The organism is Bradyrhizobium sp. 33ap4 (genome assembly GCF_032654765.1).
Taxonomy (GTDB): Bacteria; Pseudomonadota; Alphaproteobacteria; order Rhizobiales; family Xanthobacteraceae; genus Bradyrhizobium; species Bradyrhizobium australafricanum.
In genome coordinates this window covers 55695-80860 of record NZ_JAUMTJ010000041.1, presented here as the reverse complement: position 1 = coordinate 80860, position 25166 = coordinate 55695, and the positions used below count along the sequence as shown (strand labels likewise).

The window sequence follows — 25166 nt, the reverse complement described above, 5'->3', positions numbered from 1 at the left end:
ACCGGTTCGCGTTAAGAAAACGCGTCAAATAAGAAGCGCGCCGATCAGGGAAACACCAGCCGTCCGCTCTGGATGAACCACATCACGCTGGTCAGCGTGACCACGGAGGCGAAGGTGCCGATCAGCACCGCGACCGACGCCGGCTCGATCCAGGTGTCGTTCTGCCGAGCGATCACGAACACATTGAGCGCCGGCGGCAGCGAAGCCATCAGCACCGCTGTCGCGGCCCAAGGCTGCGCGAACGGGCCGAACAGCAGCATCAGGCCGAACGCCAGCAGCGGATGGATCAAAAGCTTGATCGCGACCACGCCCGGGACCTCCCACGGCACCCGCTCGAACGGCCGCAGCGCCACCGTGATGCCGAGCACGAACAGCGCTGTCGGCGCGGCGGCGTTTTCCAGGAACTGGATGGTGCGATCGAGCGCGACCGGGATCGGGATGTGAAACGCGGCGACCAGCGCCCCGAACACCGCCGACATGATCAGCGGGTTCTGCACGATCTGTCGCAGCACCACGCCGAGTGCGTGCAGCAGCGAGGGATGGTCGCGGTCGGTGAGCTCGATCAGCAGCGGCACGATCGAGAACAGGAAGATGCTGTCGCAGCAGAAGATCAGCGCCGTCGGCGCCGCCGCCTTGGCACCGAGCACGGCGAGCGCGAGGCCAGGCCCCATATAGCCGATATTGCCGTAGGCGCCCGACAGGCCGGCCAGCGTCGCCTCGCGCAGCGTGAGCCCGCCGATCGCCTTGCCCGCGACCATCGCCAGGAAGAATGCGAGCACGGTTCCGAGCGTGGTGGCGATCAGGAATGGCGGGTTGTTCAGCTCCGCAAACGGCGTCTTGGACATGATCCCGAACAGCAGCGCCGGCAACGAAACGTAAAGCAGGAAGAAATTCATCCAGGCGAGCCCGCTCTCGGGCAAACCCTTGGCCTTGCCGCACGCGTAACCGATGAAGATCAAGCCGAAATACGGCAACGCCAGATTGAGGATATCGATCATTCTGAAAGTAGTTTCTCGGCCGGATTTCGGGTCGTTTTTGCAGGGCTGGAATCGGTAAAGCGCGGGTTAATTCGGACCTTAGCCCCTAGCATCGGCCACAATGTTGGTCTATCGACGAGCCATGATCAAAGCGCGCACCGCCAAGTTTCAGATCGGGCAGATCGTCCGTCACCGGGTGTTCTCCTTCCGGGGCGTGATTTTTGATATCGACCCGGAGTTCAACAACACCGAGGAATGGTGGCTGTCGATCCCCGAGGACATGCGGCCCCACAAGGACCAGCCGTTCTACCATTTGCTCGCGGAAAACTCGGAGACCGAGTACGTCGCCTATGTCTCGGAGCAGAACCTCTTGCCCGACGAGTCCGGCGAGCCGATCCGGCATTCGCAGGTGGCGGAGATCTTCATCAAGGATAAATCGGGCGGCTACCGTCCGCGCAATCCCTCGCTGAACTGAGGTCCGGCGGCGCTCCGGCGAATGCCACGGCGTTCGCGCTGCCACGCTCACACCCCCTCGCGCCTGGCCAAGACAACCGCGATCGCCCAGACAACAAATCCCGCCAGCGCCAGCCCCGCGCCGACGAGGCCGGTCGACGTCCAGCCATAGCCGGCTGCGACCGCCATTCCGCCGAGCCACGGACCCAGCGCATTGGCGACGTTGAAGGCGGAGTGGTTGAGCGCCGCGGCGAGGCTCTGTGCCTCGCCCGCGACGTCCATCAGGCGGGTCTGCAACACGGTGGCGAGCGCCCCGCCCAGCCCGATCAGGAACACATCGGCGGTCAGCGTCCAGAAATTTCCGGCCGCCAACGGATAGAGCGCGAGCGTCGCCGCCGACCACAGCAGGAGCCCGCCCGCGGTTGCCATCAGCGCGCGGTCGGCGAAGCGCGGCACGATGATGTTGCCGGCGGTAAGGCCGGCGCCGAACACGCACAGCGTGACCGGCACCAGCGCGGCCGAGGTGTGGGTCACCGCCAGCATGGTCGAGGCCAGATAGGTGTAGACCGAGAACAGCCCGCCGAAACCGATGGCGCCGATCGCCAGCGTCAGCCAGACATGCTTGCGCCCGAGCGCCGACAGTTCACGCAGCGGGCTCGCCTTGCGGTTGGCGGCATCACGCGGGGCGAAGATCAGGACCAGGACCGCGGTCAAGAGCGCGAGGCCGGCGACGATCGCGAAGGCCCAGCGCCAGCCGATCGCCTGCCCGACCCCGTTGGCGAGCGGAACGCCGATCGTGGTCGCGATGGTGAGCCCCAGCAGCACGCGGCCGACAGCCGCCGTGCGCTTGTCTGTCGGGACCAGCGAGGCCGCGACCAGCATGGCGATGCCGAAATAGGCGCCGTGCGGCAGCCCCGCCAGGAAGCGCAGCGCCAGCATGGCGTGATAATCGGGTGCGAGCCCCGAAAGGCCGTTCATCAGCGCGAAGAAACCCATCAGCGCGATCAGCAGCGTCCGCCGCGTCATGCGCGCCGACAACACCGCGATGACCGGCGCACCGACGACGACGCCGAGCGCGTAGGCGCTGATCGCGTGGCCGGCCTGGGGCTCGCTGACGTGCAGGTCGTGGGCGAAGAACGGCAACAGGCTCATGGTCGCGAATTCGGCGATGCCGATTGCGAAGCCGCCCATCGCCAGCGCGAGATGGACGATGCCGGGATGAAACGTTCCGGGGACGTTGTCCTGGCTGACGCGAACGCCAGCATCGACCGACGCACCGCCGGTCGGCTGCTCCCGAGGCCGGGAGCGCGGTTCCCGCCGTTGCGTGCCGGCTTGCTGGGACATTGCGCGACTTCCATGACTGCGAGCGGCGGCCAGGATTCGCGGAAGAACCACGCGCGCATTTGCGCATCGAAGGCGCTGTTCGCGCTTTCGTCTGGCCTCCCGTATCGGATTTATGATTGTGCTTCGACGCCGGACTTGTCCGGACAAGGCACCAACGATGCGCGCTCATCGCGCGACGCAATCGAAGCACCCTTCGACGACCATCGCACACGATCTGCACGATCACCAGCGCAGCAGGCTGCCAGCAGCCAGTCTGTTTCGCATGACAAAAAAGGCGCCCTTCCGGGCGCCTTTTGATCGCGATGATCTCGCGTTTTCTTGAACGCGTGATTGAAGTGCTTACTTGGCCGCCGGGTTGGCCGGCGCCGGAGCCTGCGCTGAGCCACCGCCCGCGCCTTCCAGCTTCTTGCGCTGCTCTTCGGCGCGCTTCTGCAACTCTTCCTGCAGCTTCTTCGAGTTTTCCTCGAACACCTTCGGATCGGTCGGCGGGCCGTCATAGGCCTTGGCGAATTCGGTGTTGAGCGGCAGCGGCAGCGTCAGCGGCGCGCCGTTGGAATTGATCGCCTGGACCACGAGGTTCTGGCCCTTCTTCATGTTGGCGATCAGCTCGGGCGTTGCTTCATAGTCGGACATGCAGCCGTTCTGGAAGCAGATCACATAGGGCGCCTGCTGCGGCGGGTTGCCGTCGACGATGATGCGGGTGCCGTGCACGAGCTGCATGCCGAGCGGCAGCGTGACGCGCAGGATCTTCTTCGGCTCGCCTTCCGGCTCGATGATCACGGCGGCGATCACCGGCTGGCCGGACTCGATGCGGCCGTCCTTGCCGGTGAAGCAGACCTGCTTGGCGTTGGCTTCCTGGCCCTTCAGGCAGAACTTGGTCCAGGGGGCGTAGATCAGCTGGATCTGCTGATCCTGCGCCGGCGGCTGGGCGGCCGCAGCGGGCGGCTGGCCGGCGGCCGGTGCTTGGGCGGGCGCCTGGGCTGCCGGAGCCTTCGGAGCTGCCTTGGGTGCCGCCTTGGGCGCAGCCTTCGGTGCCGCAGGCGCCGGCGCTGCCGGCTGCTGGGCCCGAGCGACAGGAACCAGGAGCGCTGCAGAGAATGCCGTCGCCGCCATCAGGGCAACAATTCGCCCATGCGGCCGGACCGGGGCGGCCAAGATACGGAAATTCATTGCGGAAAACCCTTTCTGAACGGAAGCCCGAAACCGCTGCAGGCGCCGACACATAGCCGTTTGGGCGGCTGTCTCCTAGTCAATTGAGGCGGATACGTGACAGGCGTTCCCGCCTTCGAATTGCACGCCTTCAATACAGCGGCGCGCGGAAAGATCAATGCCGACAAGCGGATTTGCGCCCATCTCGCGGCGAGTTTCAGCGGCCTGTGATAAACCTCCGGACGTGACGTTTCGCGAATCAAATCCGGCGCCTCACGCACGTGTTCCCGGGCACACTTGGCGCGCCGCATGGGCCGCCATCTGGCTGGTCTTGGGATGCATGACGAGCGGGCTGGTCCCTGCGGCCGCCGCCGAGAGCCACGCGATCGCGATGCATGGCGCCCCCGCGCTGCCGTCCGACTTTACCCACCTGCCCTATGCCAATCCCGACGCTCCCAAGGGCGGCCGCCTGATCCAGGGCGTGATCGGCACCTACGACAGCCTCAATCCCCTGATCATCAGGGGCGTCCCCGTGCAGCAGGTCAGGGGCTACGGCTATGAGCGCGGTTATGTCTACGAAAGCCTGATGGCGCGGGGCAATAACGAGCCGTTCACGCTGTACGGCCTGCTCGCGCGCAGCGTCGAGACCGACGACGCCAGAAGCTATGTGACATTCCACATCGATCCACGCGCCCGCTTCTCGGATGGCCGGCCGGTACTGGCCGACGACGTGCTGTTCTCGCTGGCGCTGCTGCGCGACCATGGCCGTCCGATGCACCGCCAGTATTATTCGAAAGTCGCAAAGGCCCAGGCGCTCGACCCGCTCACGGTCCGGTTCGATTTCGGCGGCGTGGCGGATCGCGAATTGCCGCTGATCCTCGGCCTGATGCCGATCCTGCCGCGGCACGCTATCGACCCCGAAAAGTTCGAGGAAACCACCTTGGCGCCGCCGATCGGGTCCGGCCCCTACCGCGTGACGGCAGTCAAGCCCGGCGCCAGCGTGACCTTCACGCGGGATCCCAATTATTGGGGCCGCGATCTGCCCATCAACCGCGGCCTCTGGAACTTCGACGAGATCAGGCTCGATTACTACCGCGAGGCCAACGGCATGTTCGAGGCCTTCAAGCGCGGCCTGTATGATTTCCGGACCGAGACCGAGCCGTTGCGCTGGCACGACGGCTATGACTTCCCGGCGGCGCGCAACGGCGAGGTGATCCGCGACACCATCAAGATCGGCACGCCGCGGCCGTCCGAATTCCTGGTTTTCAACAGCCGGTGGCCGAAATTCGCCGACCTGCGGGTGCGTCAGGCACTGGCGATGCTGTTCGATTTCGAATGGGTCAACCGCAACTATTATTTCGGACTGTTTTCGCGGGCCGGCGGTTTCTTCGCCGGATCGGATCTGTCCGCCTATGGCCGCCCCGCCGACGATCGCGAGCTCGAGCTGCTCAAGCCATATCTGTCGCACATCCAGCCCGATATCCTCGACGGCCGCTATCGACTGCCGGTCACCGACGGGTCGGGGCGCGACCGCGGCCTCCTGCGCAGTGCGCTCGCGCTGCTCGCCGAGGCGGGCTATGCGCTCGACGGCACGGTCTTGAAGCAGCGCTCGACAGGGACGCCGCTGCGCATCGAGATCCTGGTGACGACGCGCGAGCATGAGCGGATCGCCCTCGCCTATCAGCGTGACCTGAAGCGGGCCGGCATCGAAGCCGCGGTGCGGGTGGTCGACGCGGTGCAGTTCGAGCAGCGCCGGGTCGGCTATGACTTCGACATGATCCCCATCCGCTGGGACCAGTCGCTATCGCCAGGCAACGAGCAGTGGTTCTACTGGAGCAGCCAGGCCGCCGATGTGCCGGGCACCCGAAACTACATGGGCGCCAAGGATCCCGCCATCGACGCCATGATCGCGGCGCTGCTCGCGGCGCGCGAGCGGCCGGCCTTCGTCTCGGCGGTGCGGGCGCTGGACCGGGCCCTGATGTCGGGCTTCTACGCTATCCCCCTATTTAACTTGGGAGAGCAATGGATCGCGCGCTGGAATCGGATAGAACGGCCTTCGACCACGGCGTTGACGGGCTACCTGCCGGAAACCTGGTGGCAGAAGCCCGCCGCGCAGTCCAAGTGATTTCCAAGTGATTTGCGACCCGATGCGGCATGACCTGGTCCGATCGAAGCGATGCAACCGACGTTGAACCTGTGAACCAGTCGATCACCTCGCCAACGCTCGATACCTTGTTCAAGCGCACTTTGGCGCGGCAACCCGAGGCGCTGGCGCTGGTCGACCCGCTCAACAAGCAGCGCATCACCGGACAGACCCGCAAGCGCCTGACCTATGCCCAGGCCGACCGCGCGATCTCGGCGATCGCCGCCCACTTCGTGCAGAGCGGATTGCCGGCCAACACGGTGATCGCCGTGCAGCTGCCCGGCACGGTCGAATTCGCCTTGACCGTCCTTGCCGCGCATCGGGTCGGCCTCGTGGTGGTGCCGCTGCCGCTGCTGTGGCGGCAGGCCGAGCTGACGTCCGTGCTCAACCGCACCGCGGCGCGGGCGATCGTCAGCTGCGGCCGGATCGACGGCGTCTCCTATGCCGACATCGCCATGAACGCCGCGGCGGAAGCGTTCTCGATCCGCCACGTCTGCGGCTTCGGGAGCGATCTGCCCGAAGGCATGGCGTCGCTCGACCAGGCGATCCTGGAGGACTCCCGGGCCTCGCGCCCGATGATCCAGGACGGCCGCAAGCCGGCGCTGATCTCCTTCGACGTCACCAGCGAAGGTCTTCGTCCGGTGCCGCGGGCGCATTTCGGCCTGATCGCCGGTGGGCTCGCGATGTCGCTGGAGAGCGATCTGCCGCAAGGCGCCACCATCATGTCGGCGTTCGCGCCGATGTCGTTCGCCGGCATCTGCGCGTCGCTGGTGACCTGGCTGCTGTCGGGCGGAACGCTGGTGCTGCACCACCCGTTCGACGAGGAAGCGTTCGAGACCCAGTTCAACGATCACACCTGCAACACGCTGATCGCGCCGGCGCAGCTCGTACTGCGGCTCGACGAGCGCGGCCTGTCGGAGCGCCTGCCCAGCCTGCGCACCGTGATTGGCCTCTGGCGTACGCCCGAGCAAGTTGCCTCCAGCGCGCACTGGAGCTCGCGGCGGGTGACCATGACCGACGTCTATCTGTTCGGCGAGGCCGGGCTGTTCGGCGCCCGCCGCACCGCCGAGGACGGATCGCCGGCCGTGATCAAGCCGGGGCCGCACAGTGCGCCGCGCGAAGCGCCCGGCGCATCGGTCGCCGGCGAGATCCTGCTGACGCCGAAGGGCACGCTCGGCCTGCGCGGCCCGATGGTGCCGGTCGCCGCCTATGCGCCGCCGCCTCCGCCCGGCGACAGCCTGATCGCGCCGCCGCCGCGCGATTTCGCCGACACCGAATATGCCGCGCGGATCGATCGCGCGACCGGGGCCATCAACATCACCGCGCCGCCGTCGGGGGTGATGACGGTCGGCGGCTACCGCTTCCTCGCCCAGGAGCTGCAGGAGTGGTCGCGCCGCCTCGGCCAAGGCGCGTTGCTCACCGCATTGCCGGACCGTCTCAGCGGCCACCGGCTCGCCGGACGGGCACAGGACAATGCGCGCGCCCGCGACGCCCTCACAGAACTTGGGCTTAACCCCTTGATGGTCGAGGCATTTCGCGACCGTGGCGGCGCCGGGTTGAGTTAAAATCTTATCATTGTGTTAGTCTTATCATTGTGTTGACGCCGCATTAAGCCATGCGAACTAGCATCGCAGCCGTTGCTGATCTTAAGCATTGGTTTCGAGCGTTCGAATGTCCCAGCAAGGTCCGGTCCTCATCGTATCGGCGTCGACAAAGCCGTCGTTTGCCGCAGCCCTCGATGAGACGAAACTCTTCCCGGTCGTGGTCACCGACTGGAACGAGGTCGGACGGGCCATCGAGCAGGTCAAGCCGGCCGCGATCATCGCGGCCGCCGAGGGGGTCGACTTCGTCACCCTGTCGGGCCTCGCCAAGCGCGCCGCCGCCCGTGCGCCGTATCTGCCGCTGATCGCGGTCGATCCCGCGACCACCCTGCCCGACACCGTGATCGCATTCTTCCAGAGCAAGGGTCTGCCGGATCGGCTGGTCGCCCGGCTCAACGCGTCCTTACGCGTTCGCGCGCTGCATTCTACCGTGATGCGCCGCCTAGTGCCGCCGGCACCGATCGCCCTGTCTGACATCGATCCGATCGGAGAGGCCACCGCGCTGTTGATCGGCCGCGGCGGCGCCTACCCGACGCTGTCGGTCGCGCTCGGCGAACGCGCCGGCGTGGTCGGCGCACTGAGCATCGAGGCCGCCGCCAAGCATCTCTCGAGCCGCGACATCGACGGCATCGTGCTGGCGGAAGGCTTCACGCCGCGGGTGATGGATGCGTTCCTGACCGTGCTGACCGAGGATGTCCGCTTCCGCCCGTTGCCGGTGATCGTCGCCTCGGGCGAGCTGACGCCGCGATACGAGCTGCCCAATCTCGAGATCGTCACGGCCGGGCCGACCCGCATCGCCGACATGGCGCTGCCGATGATCCGCCAGCACGCCTTCGAGGCGCGGCTCGGCCGCATGCTGAAGGCGATCGACGCCAAGGGCCTGATCGATGCCCGCACCGGCCTGCTCACCAAGGCCGCGTTCGAGCGCGACTTCGCGACCGCGGTCTACCAGACCGCCGAGCGCGGCGGCGCGCTCTCGGTGGCACGCTTCACCTTCGACAACACGCAGCCGCGCGCGCAGTTCGACGGCGCGCGGATCATCAGCCGGCTGATGCGCCGAGCCGATTTCGGTGCCGTGCATGACGAGCGCTCGCTGGTCGTGGCATTCGCCGGCACCGACCTGCGCAACGCGCAGGCGATCACGCGGCGATTGGCGAGCGTCATGCGCCACACCCAGAACGGCCGCCGCGACGCCCGCGCCGAGCCCGCCGTCAGCGTCGCAACGCTGATGCCGGGCGATTCCGCACTGTCGCTGCTGGGGCGGCTGTTCGGAGCGCCGGAGCGCGCGGCGTCGTAAGGCCCGCGGATTTTAGGGCACGGTCATCGCCGGCGTAGCATGACCGATCAAGCCGCTGCGATTTCAGTCCGGCAACAGCCCCATGCCCGCGGCAAGCAGCACGAGAGCCTCCATGATCATATGGGCGCAGAGCTGGGCGGCCATCCCCTGAACGTCCTGTGGCGGGCTGACCGTGTTGAAATCCATCGCGACGATATTCAAGCCTGAAAGGCTGCGCAGCAATTCGATCCCCTCGCGGGCCGACAGGCCTCCCCAGGCGGGCGTGCAGACGCCGGGAGCAACCGATGGATCGAACACATCCATGTCCCAGCACAGATAGACCGGCCGCGCGCCGACGACCTGGCTGAATTCCGCGACGGTCTGCGCGAAACCGCGCCGCATCAGCTCCTCGATCGTGACGACGCGAAATCCGAGCGACCGCGTATGTTCGAGCACACCCGGGCAATAGGTGAAGCCGCGCACGCCGATGTGCCAGGATCGGCCGGCGTTCACCACGCCTTCCTGCGCCGCGTTGGTGAACTGCGTGGCCGCATTGTACCGATCGTCCGGCGTATACGGATATGCATCGGTATGGCTGTCGATATGCAGTGCGACGAGATCCTTGTGATACCGGGCGGCGGCGCGCATCAGCGGAAGCGAGACCGAACCGTCGCCGCCGATCCCGACCGGGACCGCGCCAAGCTCGAGAATCCGGCCAGCGGCAGCCTCGATCTTGACAAAGGCGTCTTCGATGCGTCCCGGCACCAAGGCAACATCGCCGGCATCGACTGCACCCAGCAATGACAGCACATCGACGTCGGCGAGCGACGGATGATAGCGGCGAATGAGCCGCGACTCCCGCCGGACCTCCAGGGGACCTTGCCGGGCGCCGACGCGGAACGGATGCGTGCCGCAATCGAACGGCACGCCGAGCACGGCAGCGCGGCTGCCCGGCCGCGGTAACCCCGCCGGCAATCCCATGAATGTTTCCGGACCCACGAAACCCGCCACGTCGCTCATTCTCTGTTCTCTCTTGTCAGCATGTCGAAGGCGGTCAGCGCGTGCACGCGCGACACCGTCGCCAGTTCGGCGATGTCAGCGTACTCGTCCGGCGCGCCCATGTTGTGAGGTGTCGGTCCATAGACGACCGTCGGGATTCCGGCCATGCGAAACCAGCGCGCATCGGAGCCGCCGACGCGCATGTTGATCGCCGGCGCCCTGCCGATGATGTCCGTCGCCGCCGTTGCGCAGCGCGTGACGATCTCGTCACCGGGGTCGGTGTGATTGGGTTCGAAGCAGCGCAACACGCGCCATGTGATGCCGGGCAGATCGAGCACCTCTCGCAACAGCGCGAGAACGGCTTCCGACGTGACGCCGACCGGCAGACGCAGGTCGATGGCCGCTCGCACCTGGCTCGGCACCAGGTTCGGTGACGAACCGCCACTCACCGTTCCGATGTTGACCGTGACGCTCGACAGGACGTCGGCTTCGCCGGCGCCGCACAACGGTTCGGAGACAGGCCTTGCGCGGCGGATGGCGTCGGCGACATTGACCGGCATCGCAACGGCCAGGCTGCGCAGCTCACTCACTCTGTCCAGCGCTTCGCGCAAGCGATCGATCGCATTGATGCCGAGATGGACATGCGCGCCGTGCGCCGCGCTGCCCTCCGCCTCGATCTCGATCCAGAGGAATCCCTTCTCGCCGAAGCGCAGCACCATCGGCGAACCGGCGTCGCCAATGATCACGGCGTCGCCGCTGGCATGGGAGACCTGGTCGAGCAGATATTTGGTCCCGTACGGACCCATGCTTTCCTCGTCGCCGGCGAGCGTCAGCACCACCTCTCCCGCCCATGCCTCGCGCTGCTCGGCCAGTGCGGCCATCGCGGCCATCGATGCCGCAATGCCGCCCTTCATGTCGGCCGCGCCGCGGCCGTAAAGGCGGCCGCCCACGACCTCTCCGTTGGGATTGACCGACCAGCTCATCCGCCCGCCCAACGGATAGGTGTCGAGATGGCCGTTGAACACGATGCGCCGGCCGGGGGCATGGCCCTTGATCCGCGCGACGACGTTGACGATCTCGGCTGTCCCCGGATGCAGCTCAACCGCAACGCCCGGCACATGCGCCCTGAGGAGATCGGCCGCCAGCGCCGCGACGGCGCGCGTGTCGCCGTCCGGATTTGGCGACGCCACTCCGATCAGCCGCATCGCCAGCTCGACGACCTGGCTGGTCCGATCGCTCGAAACCGCGCGGCGAACTCGATCAACGTCGTGCAAGGCGCGCTTCCCATATGCGGATTGAGTGGGTGAGCGGCCAGCAGATCGCGAAATACACCACCGCGATGAAGGTGAATATTTCCAGCGGCCTGAACGTTGACGACGACAACTCCATGCCGCGCCGCGTGACCTCGCCGACCGACACCACGGACGCAAGCGAGGAATATTTGATGAGCTGGACGAAATTGGCGGCCAGCGGCGGCAGCACGCTGCGAATCGCCTGCGGGCCAACGATCCGCACAAAGCTCTGCGCGGGCGTCAGGCCGAGCACCTGTGCCGCCTCGCGGTGCCCGACCGGAACGGTCTGGATGCCCGCCCTGAAGACCTCGGAGATGAACACCGCCGAATAGAGCGAGAGACCGAGGATCGATGCGGCCAGCGCATCGATCCTCACATTGAAGACGATCGGCAGCACGTAATAGACCCATAGCAGCTGCACGAGGATTGGCGTATTGCGGACGATTTCGCCGACCGAAAGCGCGATGATGCGCGCGATGCGGAAGCGGGACATCTGCATGATCGCGATGACGAGCCCCAACAGGGTCGCCACCACGAGCGTGACAATTGAAATGAAAAGGGTCATTTCCATGCCGGAGGCAAGAAAGCCCAGATTGTTCGGGATGACGTCCCAGCGAAAGCTGTAGCTTTGCATCTGATGTCTCAGGGCGCGACGATCGGTCCGAGCTTGTTCTTCTCGGCGGCGGCCTTGAGCCGGCCGTCGAGCTTGATGGTGCGTACGAACAGGTTCACGTAGTTCAGCCAGATCTGGTCACCCTGGTTCATGACGTACGCGTAAGGCGTCACGGACAGGTTTTCCGGCGGCGCCACCGTCGTAGTCCAGTCGAACTGGGCATTCATTTTGATCGAAAGTCGGATCGTAGCCATGTCGTTCTGTGAGCCAAGGAGTTGAGTGTTATAGTTGTCTTCCTAAGACCGCTTGGCCTCCGACTTGACCGCGACGGTCTTGGCGTTCTTGAAGTAGGACCGCATGAAGTTCTCGACATAGCTGCCGAGCGAGACGCCGGCGTTGACGCCCGGCTTATCGATATCCGCCCAGGATGTGATCGGGCCGCCTTTGCGCACGACGGCATAGACGCCGCTCGTCAGATACGGGTCCGAGAACGCGACGGCCTGCGCACGCTTCATCGTCGCCCCGACGCCGAACATGCCGAGATCGCATTTGTTGGCCTGCAGGTCGGCGATGAAACTGCCAAAGCTGGTCTCCACATAGTCCAGCTTCACGCCCATGTCCTTGGCGAGTTCCTTGGAGAGATCGATGTCGATCCCCTCGAGCTGTCCGCTATCTGGATTGCGGAACGAAATTGAATAGTACATCGGCCAGATGCAGACCCTGAGTACCCCGCTCTTGGTGATCTCGTAGAGGCGCGACTGCGTCTGCTGGGCAGCCGCCGGCGTCATCGAGAGAAAGAGCGCGCAAACGAAGGCAAGTCGGCGCAGATTTGGCATGAGCTTCAATCTCCTGTCGTGCAGTGATCACTCGTCAAACTGATTGAGAAAGCGCTTGGCGCGCTCGGTTGTCGGCCGTTCGAAAAAGGCGGCCGGCGTGCCGTGCTCAACGATCATCCCCTCGTCCATGAACACGACATGGCTCGCCACGCGGCGGGCGAAACCCATCTCGTGCGTCACCACGAGCATCGTCATGCCTTCGAGCGCGAGCGTGCGCATGACCTGCAGCACCTCGCGGCGAAGTTCGGGATCGAGAGCCGACGTCGGCTCGTCGAACAGGAGTATCTTCGGCTGCATGGCAAGCGCCCGGGCGATCGCGACGCGTTGTTGCTGGCCTCCGGACAGCCTGGCCGGATAGGCATCGCGCTTCGCCTCCATGCCGACCTTCTGAAGCAGCCGTTCGGCCGTGACGACCGCCTCATCCCGGCTGACCCCGCGCACGCGCATCGGGGCCTCGATGATGTTTCCCAGCACCGTCATGTGCGGCCACAGATTGAACTGCTGGAACACCATTCCGATTTCCGGCCGCACCTTGCGGGCAGCGAGCCGCACATCGGACGATGGCCGGGCCTGCGAGACCGTCGCCCCCTCCATCACGACGCGCCCGTCGGAAGGAGCCTCCAGCAGCGCCATGCATCGCAGAAGGGTCGTCTTGCCTGAGCCGCTTGGACCGATGATGCAGGTCGACTGCCCGGTGCCCAGCGCAAGATCCACGCCGTTCAGAACGGTGTGGGCGCCGAAGCGTTTGACCACCGCTTCGGCGGCCAGGACCGACGCGGCGCACGATGCGTGGCTTGTGTTCATCCCCGCAGACCCTCCAGACGACTTCATCTCTAAACATAAGCAAATATAATGCCAATGCTCGTCACGCTCAGATTGCGGTAACATTATTTGGAATTTCGCCGGCGTGGTGTGCGAAAATTCCTTGTATTATTGGCGTTTCCCTTCATGCTCATACCACGAGCGACATCGAAACGATATATAGATATTAGTTATGGATCGGCGTCTTGTTGAGATTTTTCATGCTGTTATGCAGCATCGATCGGCAACCGAGGCCGCGCGTGCACTCGGGGTATCGCAGCCGGCTGTGAGTGCGGCCTTGAAACGGCTGGAGGCAGATGTCGGGTTTGCGCTGTTTCGCCGGGAGAGCCGCCATATCGTGCCTACGCCGGAGGCGCATCTGTTGCACAATGAAGCGATCCGGGCGCTCGCCGGGTTTGCCGAACTGGAGGACGCCGCTGCCGGAATCTCCGCAGGCAAGCGCGGCGTTCTGACGATCGCGAGTCCGGGACCTGGGATAGTCTGGCTTCCGGGCGTCGTCAGCCGCTTCCAGCGCGAGCGCCCGTCAACAACGATCAGGCTCCTGACCCGAAGCTCCGAGAATGTCCGGAGCCTGGTGTCGGCACGTGCATTCGACTTCGGAGTCGCCGAGCCGCCGTTCGACCGCACCAATGTCGTATTGCGGCGCTACCGAATGTCCCTGGACTGCGTGATGCCTGCAACGCATGCACTGGCTGACCGGAAAGTCGTCACTCCCGATCTTCTCGAGCGACATGATCTGATCATTACCTCGCAGAGCCGATCGACCTATGCCGCGGTATCTCGCGCCTTCGAAGCCAGCGGTACGCCGTTTCATCCGGCGATCGAGTGTGAATTCTTTGCCGTCGCGCTCAACCTCGTCATCGATGGCGCGGGTGTCTGCCTCGTCGACGCGCTCAGCGCGTCCGAAACGCTCAGGCGAACCAGCGGAGCGAGCAAGCTCGTCGTCCGCCCCTTCGCGCCGGCGATCCACTACGAGGTCGGAGTCCTGAAGCCGACGATCGGCGAACTCAGCGTTCTCGCCGAGCAGTTCCTGAAACTGCTCGACGACCACGTTGCGCCCTATTTGATCCGATCCTGAGCCGAGGCCTGCGTCGGACCGCGTGTTAAGCCGCCTTCTTGCTCTCGGCGAGGTTGGCGAGCTGGCGCAGGATCTCGGTGGTGCCGGCGAGCCGCTCTTCCGGAGTATCCCATTCCTGGAAGAACACCACCTTCATGTCGGGCCGCACCTTGGCGGCCTGGCCGTGCTGGCGGATGAAGCTCACCAGCCGCTCCGGATGGGCAAAGCTGTTGTCGCGGAATGCGATCACGGCGCCCTTCGGGCCGGCGTCGACCTTCCCGACATTGGCCCTTCGGCAATAGGCCTTGATCGCCGCGACCTTGAACAGATAGCGCACCTCGTCCGGCAGCACGCCGAAGCGGTCGCGCATTTCGGCGGCGAAGGCGTCGATGTCCTCGTCGGTGTCGAGATCGGCGAGCCGGCGATACAGCGACAGCCGCACGCTGAGGTCGTTGACATAGTCCTCGGGGATAAGGACCGGCATGCCGATCGTGATCTGCGGCGACCAGCGGTCGGCGGCCGGCTCGGCGACGCCGGCCTTGAGGTTGACGATCGCCTCCTCCAGCATCGACTGGTACAGCTCGAAGCCGACTTCCTTGATGTGGCCGGATTGCTCTTCGCCGAGCAGATTGCCGGCGCCGCGGATGTCGAGGTCGTGCGAGGCGAGCTGGAAGCCGGCGCCCAGCGTCTCGAGCGACTGCAGCACCTTGAGCCGCCGCTCCGCCTGCGCCGTGATCTTCTGCTGTGCCGGCAGCGTGAACAGCGCATAGGCGCGCAGCTTGGAGCGGCCGACGCGGCCGCGCAGCTGGTAGAGCTGGGCGAGGCCGAACATGTCGGCGCGGTGCACGATCAGCGTATTGGCGTTCGGGATGTCGAGACCGGACTCGACGATCGTGGTCGACAGCAGGATGTCGTACTTGCCGTCGTAGAACGCGGACATGATGTCCTCGATCACGGTCGGCGGCATCTGGCCGTGGGCGACCGCGACCTTCATCTCCGGCACGTTCTTGTCGAGGAAATCCTTGACGCCGGCGAGGTCTTCGATCCGCGGCACGACGTAGAACGCCTGCCCGCCACGGTAGCGTTCGCGCAGCAGCGCCTCGCGGATCATCAGGGGATCATGCGGCGCGACGAAGGTGCGCACCGCAAGACGATCGACCGGCGGCGACGCAATGATCGAGAGCTCCCGGACGCCGGTCAGCGCCAGTTGCAGCGTGCGCGGGATCGGGGTTGCCGACAGCGTCAGCACGTGGACCTGGGCGCGCAACTGCTTCAGCCGCTCCTTGTGGCTGACGCCGAAGTGCTGCTCCTCGTCGACGATCAGGAGGCCCAGATCCTTGAACTTGATCGCCTTGCCGAGCAGCGCGTGGGTGCCGACGACGATGTCGACGCTGCCGTCGGTGAGCCCCTTCTTGACCTGGTTGAGCTCCTTGGTCGACACCAGCCGCGACGCCTGCGCCACATTGACCGGGAAACCTTTGAAGCGCTCGGTGAAAGTCCGCGAGTGCTGACGCGCCAGCAGCGTGGTCGGCACCACCACCGCGACCTGCCTGCCCTCCAGCGCCACGGCGAACGCCGCGCGCAGCGCCACTTCGGTCTTGCCGAAGCCGACGTCGCCACAAATCAGCCGGTCCATCGGACGGCCGATCTCGAGGTCCTTCAAGGTCGAGGTGATGGCCCCTAACTGATCCTCGGTCTCCTCATACGGGAAGCGCGCGCAGAACTCGTCATAGACGTGCGGCTGCAGCGGGAATTTCGGCGCCTCGTGCAGCTGCCGCTCGGCCGCGATCTTGATCAACTCGCCCGCGATCTCGCGGATCCGGTTCTTCAACTTGGCCTTGCGCGCCTGCCAGCCGCCGCCGCCGAGACGATCGAGCTCGACATTGGCGCTGTCGGAGCCGTAGCGCGACAACAGCTCGATGTTCTCGACCGGCAGGAACAGTTTTGTCTCGGCGGCATAATGCAGCTCGAGACAGTCATGCGGCGCGCCGGAGACTTCGAGCGTCTGCAGCCCGACGAAGCGGCCGATGCCGTGCTCGACATGGACCACGAGATCGCCGGTTGCAAGGCTCGTCACCTCCGAGATGAAATTGTCGAGCTTGCGGCTCGCCTTGCGCGGCCGCACCAGGCGGTCGCCGAGAATGTCCTGCTCGCTGATGACGGCGAACTCGTCGGTCTCGAAGCCGGATTCCATGCCGAGCACCGCCAGCATGGTTTCGTTGCGCGGCGTCGCCTGCACGATCCGCCAGGTGTTGACGCTGGTCGTGTTCAGAAGCTTGTGGTCGCGCAGCATCGCGCCCATGCGGTCGCGCGAGCCCTCGCTCCACAACGCGATCACCACCTTCTTGCGCTGTGACTGCAGCGCGCCGACATGGCCGACCACGGCCTCGAACACGTTGACATTGCTGTCGGCGCGTTCGGGGGCGAAGTTGCGGCCCTGCCGCGCGCCGGCGTCGAACACGTCGGGCGTGCCTTCGGGCACCGCGAACGGCGTCAGCCGCGCCAGCGGCGCATCGCCGAGCAGCTTGGTCCATTCGGCCTCGGTCAGATAGAGCTGGTCCGGCGGCAGCGGCTTATAGACCGCGCCGCTGCCCGGATGCTCCAGCGCCTCGCGCCGCGCGTCATAGTAGTCAACGATCTGCGAGAAGCGTTCGCGCGCCGCGTCCTCGCCCTGCGGCTCGATCGCGACCGTCGCGCCGTCGAGATAATCGAACAGCGTGTCCATCCGCTCCTGGAACAGCGGCAGCCAATGCTCCATGCCGGGGTGACGCCGCCCTTCCGAGACCGCTTCATAGAGCTGATCGTCGCGCCCCGGCGCGCCGAACGCGGCGACATAGCCCATGCGGAAGCGCCGGATGGTCTCGGTCGTGAGCTGGAATTCCGACACCGGCACGAGATCGAGCCCGCGCATGTCGAGCAGCGTGCGCTGGGTCTCGGCATCGAAGGTGCGGATCGATTCCAGGCTGTCGCCGAAGAAGTCGAAGCGCACCGGCTGGTCGAGGCCGGCCGGAAACAGATCGAGGATGCCGCCGCGCACGGCATATTCGCCGGGCTCGCGCACCGTGGACGAGCGGGTGTAGCCATTGTGCTCGAGCCAGGCCACGACCGAATCCATCGGCACCACATTGCCTGGCGCAACCGACAGCGCTTGCGCTGCGACCTGATCGCGCGCCGGGACCCGCTGCACGGCCGCATTCACCGTGGTGAGCACGATCAGCGGCTTGTCGCTGCCGACCAGCCGCGACAACTTGGCCAAAGCGGTGAGCCGTTGCGCCAAAATGCCGGAATGCGGCGAGACGCGGTCGTAGGGCTGGCAGTCCCAGGCCGGAACCTGCATCACGGCGATATCGGGCGCAAAGAACTCCAGCGCGCGGGCGAGCTGCTGCATCCGCGTGCCGTCACGGCACACCACGGCAAGGCTGACCGCCGGCCGCTTCGGCTGCGCCGCGATCGCGCGCGCCAGGTCGGAGATGACGAGCCCTTCGGCGCCCTCGGCGACGTTGGCGATGGTCAGCACCCGGCCGGGCGCGAGCATCGCGGCCGGTGATTTCATCGGCTGTTTCATGCGCTGGGATCCGCGACCCGGAACGCCTTGATGCGGGCAAACAGCGCGGTGGCATATTCGGACGGCAGCACCTTGTCGCCGGTCAGCGCCGCATAGAGGTCGGGATCCGGGACCTCGATCAAATGCTCGAGCTCGCTGAGCTCGTGATCGGACAGCTCGCCAATGGTCGCGTCGGCGAAGCGGCCGAGGATCAGGTCCATCTCCCGGGTGCCGCGGTGCCAGCAGCGAAACAAAAGCCGCTTGCGGCGGTCATCGAGCCCGCTGCTCGATCGTGTCGATCCCGTCATGTCCCAAAATCCATCCAACGCCAAAAGCCCGGACGTGCCGGGCGGGCTTGATATAGCCATGGCGATGGCCGATGTCAGCCCTCATTCGCCGCGTTTTGGGGTTTCCCTGGGCGCATGCCGTCATTGCCGGGCTTGCGCGCCCGTCGAAGCCTTGGCGTAGACGGGACCGGCCGACATCAGCTCCAAAAAAAGACGTGGATGCCCGGCACAAGGCCGGGCATGACGGTGTGAAACGGTCTTGGATTCGTCGATGCGCCCAGCCCTGCTCAATCCGCTGTTTGCCCAGGTCACGACCCTGCAAGGGGTCGGCCCGAAGCAGGACAAGCTGCTGCGCTATCTGCTCGACCGCAGCGAGACGCCGCGGCTGGTTGACCTGCTGCTGCATCTGCCGGCGAGCGTGATCGACCGCCGCGCCCGGCCGAAGATCCGCGACGCCGCGGTCGGAACCATGGTGACGCTCGAGGTCACCGTCGACCGCCATCGCCCGCCGCCGCCGCGCAATTCGCGCGCGCCCTACCTTGTCTATGCCAGCGACGACACCGGCGACGTCGTGCTGACCTTCTTCCGTGCCCAGCCCGGCTATGTCGAGAAGCTGCTGCCGGTCGGCGAGAAGCGCTACGTCTCCGGCACGCTGGCGATGTATGACGGCATCCCGCAGATCGTGCATCCCGATCGCGTCGTCGATGAAGCGGGCTTTGCAAAACTGTCCGGCATCGATCCGGTCTATCCGCTGACCGAGGGGCTTGCGATCGGCTCGCTCCGCCGCGCCATCGCGCAGGCGCTGACCAGGCTGCCCGAGCTGCCGGAGTGGATCAGCCCCGAGGTGCTGCGCCGCTGCAACTTCCCGCCGATCAGGGAGGCGCTGACCCGCGTGCATGTGCCGGTCGAGCTGACCGATATCCTGCCCGACGGTCCGTTCTGGTCACGTCTCGCATTCGACGAGCTGCTGGCCGGCCAGCTCGCGCTCGCCCTGATCCGCGCCACGCTGCGACGCCCCAGCGGTGTGCGCAACGCCGGCGATGGTCATCTGCGCCGGAAGATCATCGGTGCCCTGCCCTATGCGCTGACCAGGTCGCAGCAAGAGGCGGTCGCGGCAATCATCGCGGACCTGCAGCAGCCGGTGCGGATGCTGCGCCTCGTGCAGGGCGATGTCGGTTCCGGCAAAACCGTGGTGGCGCTGCTGGCTGCCGCCGCGGTTGCGGAAGCCGGCAAGCAGGCCGCGCTGATGGCGCCGACCGAAATCCTGGCGCGCCAGCACATCAAGACCATCGCACCGCTCGCCGAGAGCGCTGGCCTACGGGTTGCGATCCTCACCGGCCGCGAGAAAGGCAAAGAGCGCCGCGAGCTGCTGGCACAGCTCGAGGCCGGCGAGATCGATCTGTTGGTCGGCACCCACGCACTGATCCAGGACGACGTGATCTACAAGGCGCTGGCGCTTGCCGTGGTCGACGAGCAGCATCGCTTCGGCGTCCGCGAACGGCTCGCGCTGACCTCCAAGGGCGAGGCCGTCGACGTGCTGGTGCTGAGCGCCACCCCGATCCCGCGCACGCTGGTGCTCACATACTTTGGCGACATGGACGTCTCGGAGCTGCGCGAAAAGCCCGCCGGCCGCCAGCCGATCGACACCCGCGCGGTGCCGATGAGCCGGATCGAGGACGTCATGGACGGCGTCGGCCGCGCGCTCGGCGCCGGCAAGCTGGTCTACTGGATCTGCCCGCTGGTCGATGAATCCGAGGCCGAGGGCACCGAGCATCTCACCAACGCGACCGAACGTTTCGAGAGCCTGCAGAAGCGGTTCGGCGATCGCGTCGGTCTCGTGCACGGCCAGATGAAGGGCACCGAGAAGGACCGCGTGATGACGCAATTCGCCGCGCACGAGATCGGCCTCCTGGTCGCGACCACGGTGGTCGAGGTCGGCGTCGACGTGCCCGCGGCGACCATCATGGTGATCGAGAACGCCGAACGTTTCGGGCTTGCGCAGCTGCATCAATTGCGCGGGCGCATTGGCCGCGGCTCGGAGGCCTCGACCTGCCTGCTGCTCTACAAGGAGCCGCTCGGCGAGATGTCGAAGGCGCGGTTGAAAGTGATCCGCGAGACGACGGATGGATTCCGGATCGCCGAGGAGGATCTGAAGCTGCGCGGCGAAGGCGATGTGCTCGGCATCCGCCAGAGCGGCCTGCCCGGCTACCGCATCGCGCGCTCCGAAGTGCACGGCCAGCTCATCACCCAGGCCCGCGACGAGGCGCTGCGGATCATGAAGGACAACCCGAAGCTGAAGGGCGAACGCGGCGAAGCGCTGCGCGTCCTGCTCTACCTCTACGAACGCGACGAAGCCGTGCCGCTGATCGGCGCGGGGTAGCGGCCAGCCCCGTCAGCGAGCGCTCTACCCATCGTCATTGCGAGCGCAGCGAAGCAATCCATCGTTCCGCATATGCGGAAGCGTGGATTACTTCGTCGCTCCGCTCCTCGCAATGACGGTATATACTTGCGGCTGGGGGACATCATGAAACAACCATGCGTCTACATCTTCGCCAACAAGCGTCACGGCACCGCTTACACGGGCGTTACCGCAAATCCGCCCAAGCGTGCGTTTGAGCATCGCGAGGGATTGGTGAAGGGCTTCTCGGCCAAATATGGCTGCAAGATTTTGGTCTGGTACGAATTGCACAAAACCATGTACAACGCGATCACTCGTGAGAAGCAGATCAAGGCCGGCAGCCGCGCGAAGAAGATTGCGCTGATCGAGGCGCTGAATCCAGATTGGAACGACCTCTACGAGACGCTGATCTAGGTGTGCTCATCGCCCCTTCCCGCCGTCATTGCGAGCGTAGCGAAGCAATCCATCGGTCCGCATATGTGGAATCATGGATTGCTTCGTCGCTTCGCTCCTCGCAATGACGAGGATGGAGTTGGGCCTCTTATTCGACCTTGGCCGGCGCGGGCTGAGTTGCCGGCTGCAGCGAGGCCTGGTTGGTCGAAGCCTGGCTCGCAATGCGCGCAGCATTGGCCATGCCGGCGAGCGCCGCGGCGCGCTTCTGATCGGCGGTGCCGCCGGGCTGCACCACACCGGCGGACATGATCAGCGTCGCGGCATCCTCGGTGCTCATTTCGATCTCGATGATCTTGCTCTTCGGCACGTAGAAGAAGAAGCCGGTGGTCGGGTTCGGCGCGCACGGCAGGAACACCGAGATGTGCTCTTCCGCTCCGGGCAGGCTAGCGGCAAGTTCGGCGCTCGGCGCCTGCGAGATCAGCACGATCGACCACATGCCGGGCGAGGGAAACTCGACGAGGCCGACGCGGCGAAAGCTCGAGCCGTTGCCGGAGAACAGCGTTTCGAACACCTGCTTGAGGCCACGATAGATCGCGCGCACCGCAGGGATGCGGCCAAGCAGCCGTTCGCCGAGATCGACCAGGGTTCGCCCGATCAGATTGGCGGTGAGGAAGCCGAGCAGCGTCAGCGCGATGACCGCGACGATCAGGCCGGAACCCGGCAGCCCGAACGGCAGATAGGTTTCCGGCCGGTAGGCCGTGGGCACGAACGGCCGGACCAGATTGTCGACCCAGTTCACGAACCACCAGGTCAGATACAGGGTGATCGCAACCGGTCCGGCCACCACCAGGCCGGTCAGGAAATAGTTGCGAAACCGCGCCATCAGCCCGCGCGGGGCATCCGGGGGCAATTCACCGGTCGAGGCGGGAGGCACTTGGTTGGAGGTCATTGCGGTTCCAGGGTCGTCGAAGCGGCCGTAGTCCACCACCCAGCTAAGCCATTCTGTCGCATTTTTGAAGGGCCGCGTGAAGCTGCGGCTTGCGACTATTCGACCGTGACCGATTTGGCCAGATTCCGCGGCTGGTCGACATCGGTGCCCATCACGACAGCGGTATGATAGGCGAGCAGCTGCACCGGAACGGCGTAGACCATCGGCGCGAAGGTCGCCCCCATGTCCGGCATCACGATCGTCACCAGCGACTGGATGGTCGCCTCCGCCGCGCCCTTGGCGTCAGTCATCAGGATGATCTTGCCGCCGCGGGCGGCGACCTCCTGCATGTTGGAGACGGTCTTCTCGAACACCTTGTCGTAGGGCGCGATCACCACGACCGGCATGTGCTCGTCGATCAGCGCGATCGGCCCGTGCTTGAGCTCGCCGGCGGCGTAGCCCTCGGCATGGATGTAGGAGATTTCCTTCAGCTTCAGTGCGCCCTCCAGCGCCAGCGGATAGCTGGTGCCGCGGCCGAGATAGAGCACGTCGCGCGACTTCGAGATCTCGCGCGCCAGCTTCTCGATCTGCACTTCGGTGGTCAGCGCTTCCGACATCAGGCGCGGGATCTCGACCAGGCCATGCACCAGCTTGGCCTCGTCGGCATCGGACAGCTCGCCGCGCGCCTTGCCGGCGGCGACCGCGAGCGAGGCCAGCACCATCAGCTGGCAGGTGAACGCCTTGGTCGAAGCGACCCCGATCTCGGGACCGGCGAGCGTCTGCAGCACGGTCTCGCTCTCGCGCGCGATCGTCGAGGTCGGCACGTTGACGACCGAGAGCGTGTGCGCACCCTGCGCCTTGGCGTAGCGCAGCGCCGCCAGCGTGTCGGCGGTCTCGCCCGATTGCGAGATGAAGATCGCAAGATCGCCCTTGCGCAGCGGTGCCTCGCGGTAGCGGAATTCGGAGGCGACATCGAGCTCGACCGGTAGCCGTGCCAGCCGCTCCAGCCAGTATTTCGCGACGAAGCCGGCATAGCTCGCGGTGCCGCAGGCGGTGACCGAGACGCGCTGGATATCCTTGAAGTCGAACGGCAGCTTCACCGGCATGGTGACGCGCTCGGTCGCCATGTCGACATAGCGCGCCAGCGTGTGCCCGACCACTTCGGGCTGCTCGTGGATCTCCTTCGCCATGAAGTGGCGGTAGTTCGCCTTGTCGACCAGCGCCGTTGCCGTCGTGTGCTTGATCGCCTCGCGGTGGACGATGGCGTTGTCCTTGTCGAAGATCGTGGCGCCCTTGCGATTCAGCACCACCCAATCGCCGTCCTCGAGATAGCTGATCGTATCGGTGAACGGCCCGAGCGCGATCGCGTCGGACCCGAGAAACATCTCGCCTTCGCCATGGCCGACCGCGAGCGGCGGGCCGTTGCGGGCGCCGATCATCAGGTCATCCTCGCCGGCGAAGATGAAGCCGAGCGCGAACGCGCCGCGCAGCTGCGACAGCACCGCCCTCACCGCCTCGATCGGCTTGACGCCGCCCTTCAGCAGATTGTCGACCAGATGCACCACGACCTCGGTGTCGGTCTCGGTCGAGAACGCCGCGCCCTTGGCCTCGAGTTCCTCGCGCAGCTCGCGGAAATTCTCTATGATGCCGTTATGCACCACGGCGACGCGCTCGGTGGCGTGCGGGTGCGCGTTGTTCTCGGTCGGCCGCCCGTGCGTGGCCCAGCGGGTGTGGCCGATGCCGGTATGGCCGCCGAGCGGCTTGGCCTCGAGCCGGGCCTCGAGATTCTTCAGCTTGCCTTCGGCGCGGCGCCGCGCCAGGCCGCCATTCTCCAGCGTGGCGACACCCGCGGAATCATAGCCGCGATATTCGAGCCGCTTGAGCGAATCCACCAATTGCTCCGCGACCGGAGCGCGTCCAAGAATGCCGACGATGCCGCACATGCGGTTCAATGTCCCCAAAAATCGCCGAAAATTTGCCAAAGCGGCGACACGGTCCCTTAACGGGAATCGCCGGCCGCAAGATACTCAATAATTATTGCCGATTGCGACAGTCTTAAACGGCAAGGTTGATGCGAAAGGCTGGTTAATCGGGGCTAACCATTTTGGCAAGAGCGCGTCAGCGCGGATCCGCCGGCGCGGGCCACGGTTTCGCCTCCCAGATCGTGGTCCATTCCTGACCCGCGCCGCACGCAGGCGCGCTGACCTCGACGCGAACCACGACAAAGCTTTCGCGATTGGTCACGTCTAGCCGATAGACATGCCGCAGGTGTGGGCTGGGACACAGGTCCGATCCGGTTTCGGCCTGAAACAAGCCGGCCTCCTCCCTCCATGTGATGAAACCCGGAGTGTCCGTCGTACCGAAGCCGTTCAGCGCGACGTACGGAAATTCCATCGGCTTTGGTCTGCTGACGTCGGAAAGATCGAACGCGCGATGCGATCCGGTCACGGAAAGCCGACAGAACATCAGCGCGAGACGGTGCCCGGCCACTTTCATGAAGCGAACCGGCAACTTTTCGATGTCATCACTGTATTTGCAGCCGGATTGCTCGGCCGCAAGCGCGAGCATCCTTGGCACCAAGGCCGGATCGGAAATTTCAAAGTCCGTGCGTCCATTGGCAAGGCTGCTCCATTCGCGAAGCGCCTCGCGGCGTGCATTGATGCTCGCAGTTTCGTCGCCGCGCGCGACCGACACGAGCGGCGGACCGGCCGTGAGAAGACCTCCGAGCAGCACCTTGATCAATCCAGCGATCAGCCGCGCGCTCACGGTTCCCATCCCCGGCCACGCAGCCAGACCTCGCGGCAGGTAACCAGCATGCCGAGCAGTCCGTTCTTGAGGAAAAACAGATAGAGCGCGAACAGCAGCACGAAGCTGGGCCGATCGTCGCCCCAGGAAACGAACTCAGGTTGGTCGTGTGTCTTCCGGGACAGCACCGCCAACTGTCCGGTCTCGGCCCATTGGTAGAGTCGTGCGGCGCTGAAGTACGTCACCAGGCTGCAAAAGACGCCAATCAGAACGGTCGCGGCATGTTTGCGCATGCCGTGTTTTGCCTTG

22 protein-coding genes are annotated in these 25166 nt (G+C 65.5%); 7 read left to right on the top strand and 15 right to left on the bottom strand.

Annotated elements, in window-relative coordinates:
• Positions 1–44: 44 nt before the first annotated feature.
• On the bottom strand, positions 45–998 hold the full coding sequence (locus Q2M23_RS28525; protein WP_316397774.1) for an AEC family transporter: 954 nt from the start codon (positions 996–998) through the stop codon (positions 45–47).
• Positions 999–1119: 121 nt separating this feature from the next.
• Between Q2M23_RS28525 and hspQ the strand changes: the two genes are divergently transcribed.
• Positions 1120–1452 (top strand): heat shock protein HspQ, encoded by a 333-nt coding sequence (hspQ, locus tag Q2M23_RS28520; RefSeq protein WP_021081543.1) that lies wholly within the window; start codon positions 1120–1122, stop codon positions 1450–1452.
• A gap of 47 nt (positions 1453–1499) precedes the next feature.
• On the opposite strand, the gene Q2M23_RS28515 is transcribed toward hspQ, so the two are convergent.
• Positions 1500–2774: an MFS transporter gene (locus Q2M23_RS28515; protein WP_316397773.1), complete on the bottom strand. Its 1275-nt coding sequence runs from the start codon at positions 2772–2774 to the stop codon at positions 1500–1502.
• A 339-nt stretch (positions 2775–3113) separates the two neighbouring features.
• On the bottom strand, positions 3114–3944 hold the full coding sequence (locus tag Q2M23_RS28510) for an invasion associated locus B family protein (protein ID WP_316397772.1): 831 nt from the start codon (positions 3942–3944) through the stop codon (positions 3114–3116).
• Between the two features lie 319 nt (positions 3945–4263).
• Here Q2M23_RS28510 and Q2M23_RS28505 point away from each other — a divergent pair, with 319 nt between their 5' ends.
• The 3 genes from Q2M23_RS28505 to Q2M23_RS28495 all read left to right on the top strand — a co-directional run bounded on the left by Q2M23_RS28505 (position 4264) and on the right by Q2M23_RS28495 (position 8964).
• Positions 4264–6048, top strand: a complete 1785-nt coding sequence (locus Q2M23_RS28505) for an extracellular solute-binding protein (protein ID WP_316397771.1) — start codon at positions 4264–4266, stop codon at positions 6046–6048.
• Between the two features lie 29 nt (positions 6049–6077).
• Positions 6078–7631 carry a class I adenylate-forming enzyme family protein gene (locus Q2M23_RS28500; RefSeq protein ID WP_316397770.1) on the top strand — a complete coding sequence of 518 codons (1554 nt, stop codon included), beginning with the start codon at positions 6078–6080 and terminating at the stop codon, positions 7629–7631.
• 106 nt (positions 7632–7737) lie between these two features.
• A complete protein-coding gene (locus Q2M23_RS28495; protein WP_057018705.1) occupies positions 7738–8964 on the top strand; it encodes a hypothetical protein in 1227 nt (408 codons plus the stop codon).
• Positions 8965–9027: 63 nt separating this feature from the next.
• Here Q2M23_RS28495 and Q2M23_RS28490 read toward each other — a convergent pair whose 3' ends face one another.
• The 6 genes from Q2M23_RS28490 to Q2M23_RS28465 are packed head-to-tail and all read right to left on the bottom strand — an operon-like array spanning position 9028 to position 13487.
• Positions 9028–9963: an arginase family protein gene (locus Q2M23_RS28490; protein ID WP_018271602.1), complete on the bottom strand. Its 936-nt coding sequence runs from the start codon at positions 9961–9963 to the stop codon at positions 9028–9030.
• A complete protein-coding gene (locus Q2M23_RS28485) occupies positions 9960–11216 on the bottom strand; it encodes a M20/M25/M40 family metallo-hydrolase (RefSeq protein WP_316397769.1) in 1257 nt (418 codons plus the stop codon). Before Q2M23_RS28485 ends, Q2M23_RS28490 begins: the two co-directional genes overlap by 4 nt.
• Positions 11203–11868, bottom strand: a complete 666-nt coding sequence (locus Q2M23_RS28480) for an amino acid ABC transporter permease (protein WP_092084788.1) — start codon at positions 11866–11868, stop codon at positions 11203–11205. The genes Q2M23_RS28485 and Q2M23_RS28480 overlap by 14 nt, the downstream gene beginning before the upstream one ends.
• Before the next feature lie 8 nt (positions 11869–11876).
• The gene (locus Q2M23_RS28475) at positions 11877–12101 is read right to left on the bottom strand and encodes a hypothetical protein (protein WP_316397768.1); all 225 of its coding nucleotides are present in this window, start codon (positions 12099–12101) and stop codon (positions 11877–11879) included.
• A gap of 42 nt (positions 12102–12143) precedes the next feature.
• Positions 12144–12683 (bottom strand): transporter substrate-binding domain-containing protein, encoded by a 540-nt coding sequence (locus Q2M23_RS28470; protein WP_316397767.1) that lies wholly within the window; start codon positions 12681–12683, stop codon positions 12144–12146.
• 27 nt (positions 12684–12710) lie between these two features.
• Entirely contained in the window at positions 12711–13487 is a 777-nt protein-coding gene (locus Q2M23_RS28465; RefSeq protein WP_038386315.1) for an amino acid ABC transporter ATP-binding protein, read from the bottom strand.
• A 190-nt stretch (positions 13488–13677) separates the two neighbouring features.
• Between Q2M23_RS28465 and Q2M23_RS28460 the strand changes: the two genes are divergently transcribed.
• The gene (locus Q2M23_RS28460; RefSeq protein ID WP_076828905.1) at positions 13678–14583 is read left to right on the top strand and encodes a LysR family transcriptional regulator; all 906 of its coding nucleotides are present in this window, start codon (positions 13678–13680) and stop codon (positions 14581–14583) included.
• Positions 14584–14608: 25 nt separating this feature from the next.
• On the opposite strand, the gene mfd is transcribed toward Q2M23_RS28460, so the two are convergent.
• Positions 14609–18127, bottom strand: a complete 3519-nt coding sequence (gene mfd / locus Q2M23_RS28455) for a transcription-repair coupling factor (RefSeq protein ID WP_229190566.1) — start codon at positions 18125–18127, stop codon at positions 14609–14611.
• Complete coding sequence (locus Q2M23_RS28450; RefSeq protein WP_076828908.1) at positions 18124–18414, bottom strand: succinate dehydrogenase assembly factor 2; 291 nt, start codon at positions 18412–18414, stop codon at positions 18124–18126. Before Q2M23_RS28450 ends, mfd begins: the two co-directional genes overlap by 4 nt.
• Positions 18415–18664: 250 nt before the next feature.
• On the opposite strand from Q2M23_RS28450, the gene recG reads away from it, so the two are divergent.
• A complete protein-coding gene (gene recG / locus Q2M23_RS28445; protein WP_316397766.1) occupies positions 18665–20773 on the top strand; it encodes an ATP-dependent DNA helicase RecG in 2109 nt (702 codons plus the stop codon).
• Positions 20774–20917: 144 nt separating this feature from the next.
• Positions 20918–21205 carry a GIY-YIG nuclease family protein gene (locus tag Q2M23_RS28440; protein ID WP_057018725.1) on the top strand — a complete coding sequence of 96 codons (288 nt, stop codon included), beginning with the start codon at positions 20918–20920 and terminating at the stop codon, positions 21203–21205.
• Positions 21206–21332: 127 nt separating this feature from the next.
• Here Q2M23_RS28440 and Q2M23_RS28435 read toward each other — a convergent pair whose 3' ends face one another.
• The 4 genes from Q2M23_RS28435 to Q2M23_RS28420 form a co-directional block, all read right to left on the bottom strand.
• Entirely contained in the window at positions 21333–22133 is an 801-nt protein-coding gene (locus Q2M23_RS28435; protein WP_057018726.1) for a DUF502 domain-containing protein, read from the bottom strand.
• 95 nt (positions 22134–22228) lie between these two features.
• A complete protein-coding gene (glmS, locus tag Q2M23_RS28430) occupies positions 22229–24055 on the bottom strand; it encodes a glutamine--fructose-6-phosphate transaminase (isomerizing) (RefSeq protein WP_057018713.1) in 1827 nt (608 codons plus the stop codon).
• 175 nt (positions 24056–24230) lie between these two features.
• Positions 24231–24878, bottom strand: coding sequence for a hypothetical protein (locus tag Q2M23_RS28425; RefSeq protein WP_057018714.1), 648 nt, complete (start codon positions 24876–24878; stop codon positions 24231–24233).
• Complete coding sequence (locus Q2M23_RS28420) at positions 24875–25150, bottom strand: hypothetical protein (protein WP_057018715.1); 276 nt, start codon at positions 25148–25150, stop codon at positions 24875–24877. The genes Q2M23_RS28425 and Q2M23_RS28420 overlap by 4 nt, the downstream gene beginning before the upstream one ends.
• Between the last annotated feature and the right edge of the window lie 16 nt (positions 25151–25166).

Bases quoted from the DNA above. Each gene is read 5' to 3' on its own strand.
- Q2M23_RS28525 (WP_316397774.1), bottom strand. From the start codon at position 998: ATGATCGATATCCTCAATCTGGCGTTGCCGTATTTCGGCTTGATCTTC.
- hspQ (WP_021081543.1), top strand. From the start codon at position 1,120: ATGATCAAAGCGCGCACCGCCAAGTTTCAGATCGGGCAGATCGTCCGT.
- Q2M23_RS28515 (WP_316397773.1), bottom strand. From the start codon at position 2,774: ATGTCCCAGCAAGCCGGCACGCAACGGCGGGAACCGCGCTCCCGGCCT.
- Q2M23_RS28510 (WP_316397772.1), bottom strand. From the start codon at position 3,944: ATGAATTTCCGTATCTTGGCCGCCCCGGTCCGGCCGCATGGGCGAATT.
- Q2M23_RS28505 (WP_316397771.1), top strand. From the start codon at position 4,264: ATGACGAGCGGGCTGGTCCCTGCGGCCGCCGCCGAGAGCCACGCGATC.
- Q2M23_RS28500 (WP_316397770.1), top strand. From the start codon at position 6,078: ATGACCTGGTCCGATCGAAGCGATGCAACCGACGTTGAACCTGTGAAC.
- Q2M23_RS28495 (WP_057018705.1), top strand. From the start codon at position 7,738: ATGTCCCAGCAAGGTCCGGTCCTCATCGTATCGGCGTCGACAAAGCCG.
- Q2M23_RS28490 (WP_018271602.1), bottom strand. From the start codon at position 9,963: ATGAGCGACGTGGCGGGTTTCGTGGGTCCGGAAACATTCATGGGATTG.
- Q2M23_RS28480 (WP_092084788.1), bottom strand. From the start codon at position 11,868: ATGCAAAGCTACAGCTTTCGCTGGGACGTCATCCCGAACAATCTGGGC.
- Q2M23_RS28475 (WP_316397768.1), bottom strand. From the start codon at position 12,101: ATGGCTACGATCCGACTTTCGATCAAAATGAATGCCCAGTTCGACTGG.
- Q2M23_RS28470 (WP_316397767.1), bottom strand. From the start codon at position 12,683: ATGCCAAATCTGCGCCGACTTGCCTTCGTTTGCGCGCTCTTTCTCTCG.
- Q2M23_RS28465 (WP_038386315.1), bottom strand. From the start codon at position 13,487: ATGAACACAAGCCACGCATCGTGCGCCGCGTCGGTCCTGGCCGCCGAA.
- Q2M23_RS28460 (WP_076828905.1), top strand. From the start codon at position 13,678: ATGGATCGGCGTCTTGTTGAGATTTTTCATGCTGTTATGCAGCATCGA.
- mfd (WP_229190566.1), bottom strand. From the start codon at position 18,127: ATGAAACAGCCGATGAAATCACCGGCCGCGATGCTCGCGCCCGGCCGG.
- Q2M23_RS28450 (WP_076828908.1), bottom strand. From the start codon at position 18,414: ATGACGGGATCGACACGATCGAGCAGCGGGCTCGATGACCGCCGCAAG.
- recG (WP_316397766.1), top strand. From the start codon at position 18,665: ATGCGCCCAGCCCTGCTCAATCCGCTGTTTGCCCAGGTCACGACCCTG.
- Q2M23_RS28440 (WP_057018725.1), top strand. From the start codon at position 20,918: ATGAAACAACCATGCGTCTACATCTTCGCCAACAAGCGTCACGGCACC.
- Q2M23_RS28435 (WP_057018726.1), bottom strand. From the start codon at position 22,133: ATGACCTCCAACCAAGTGCCTCCCGCCTCGACCGGTGAATTGCCCCCG.
- glmS (WP_057018713.1), bottom strand. From the start codon at position 24,055: ATGTGCGGCATCGTCGGCATTCTTGGACGCGCTCCGGTCGCGGAGCAA.
- Q2M23_RS28420 (WP_057018715.1), bottom strand. From the start codon at position 25,150: ATGCGCAAACATGCCGCGACCGTTCTGATTGGCGTCTTTTGCAGCCTG.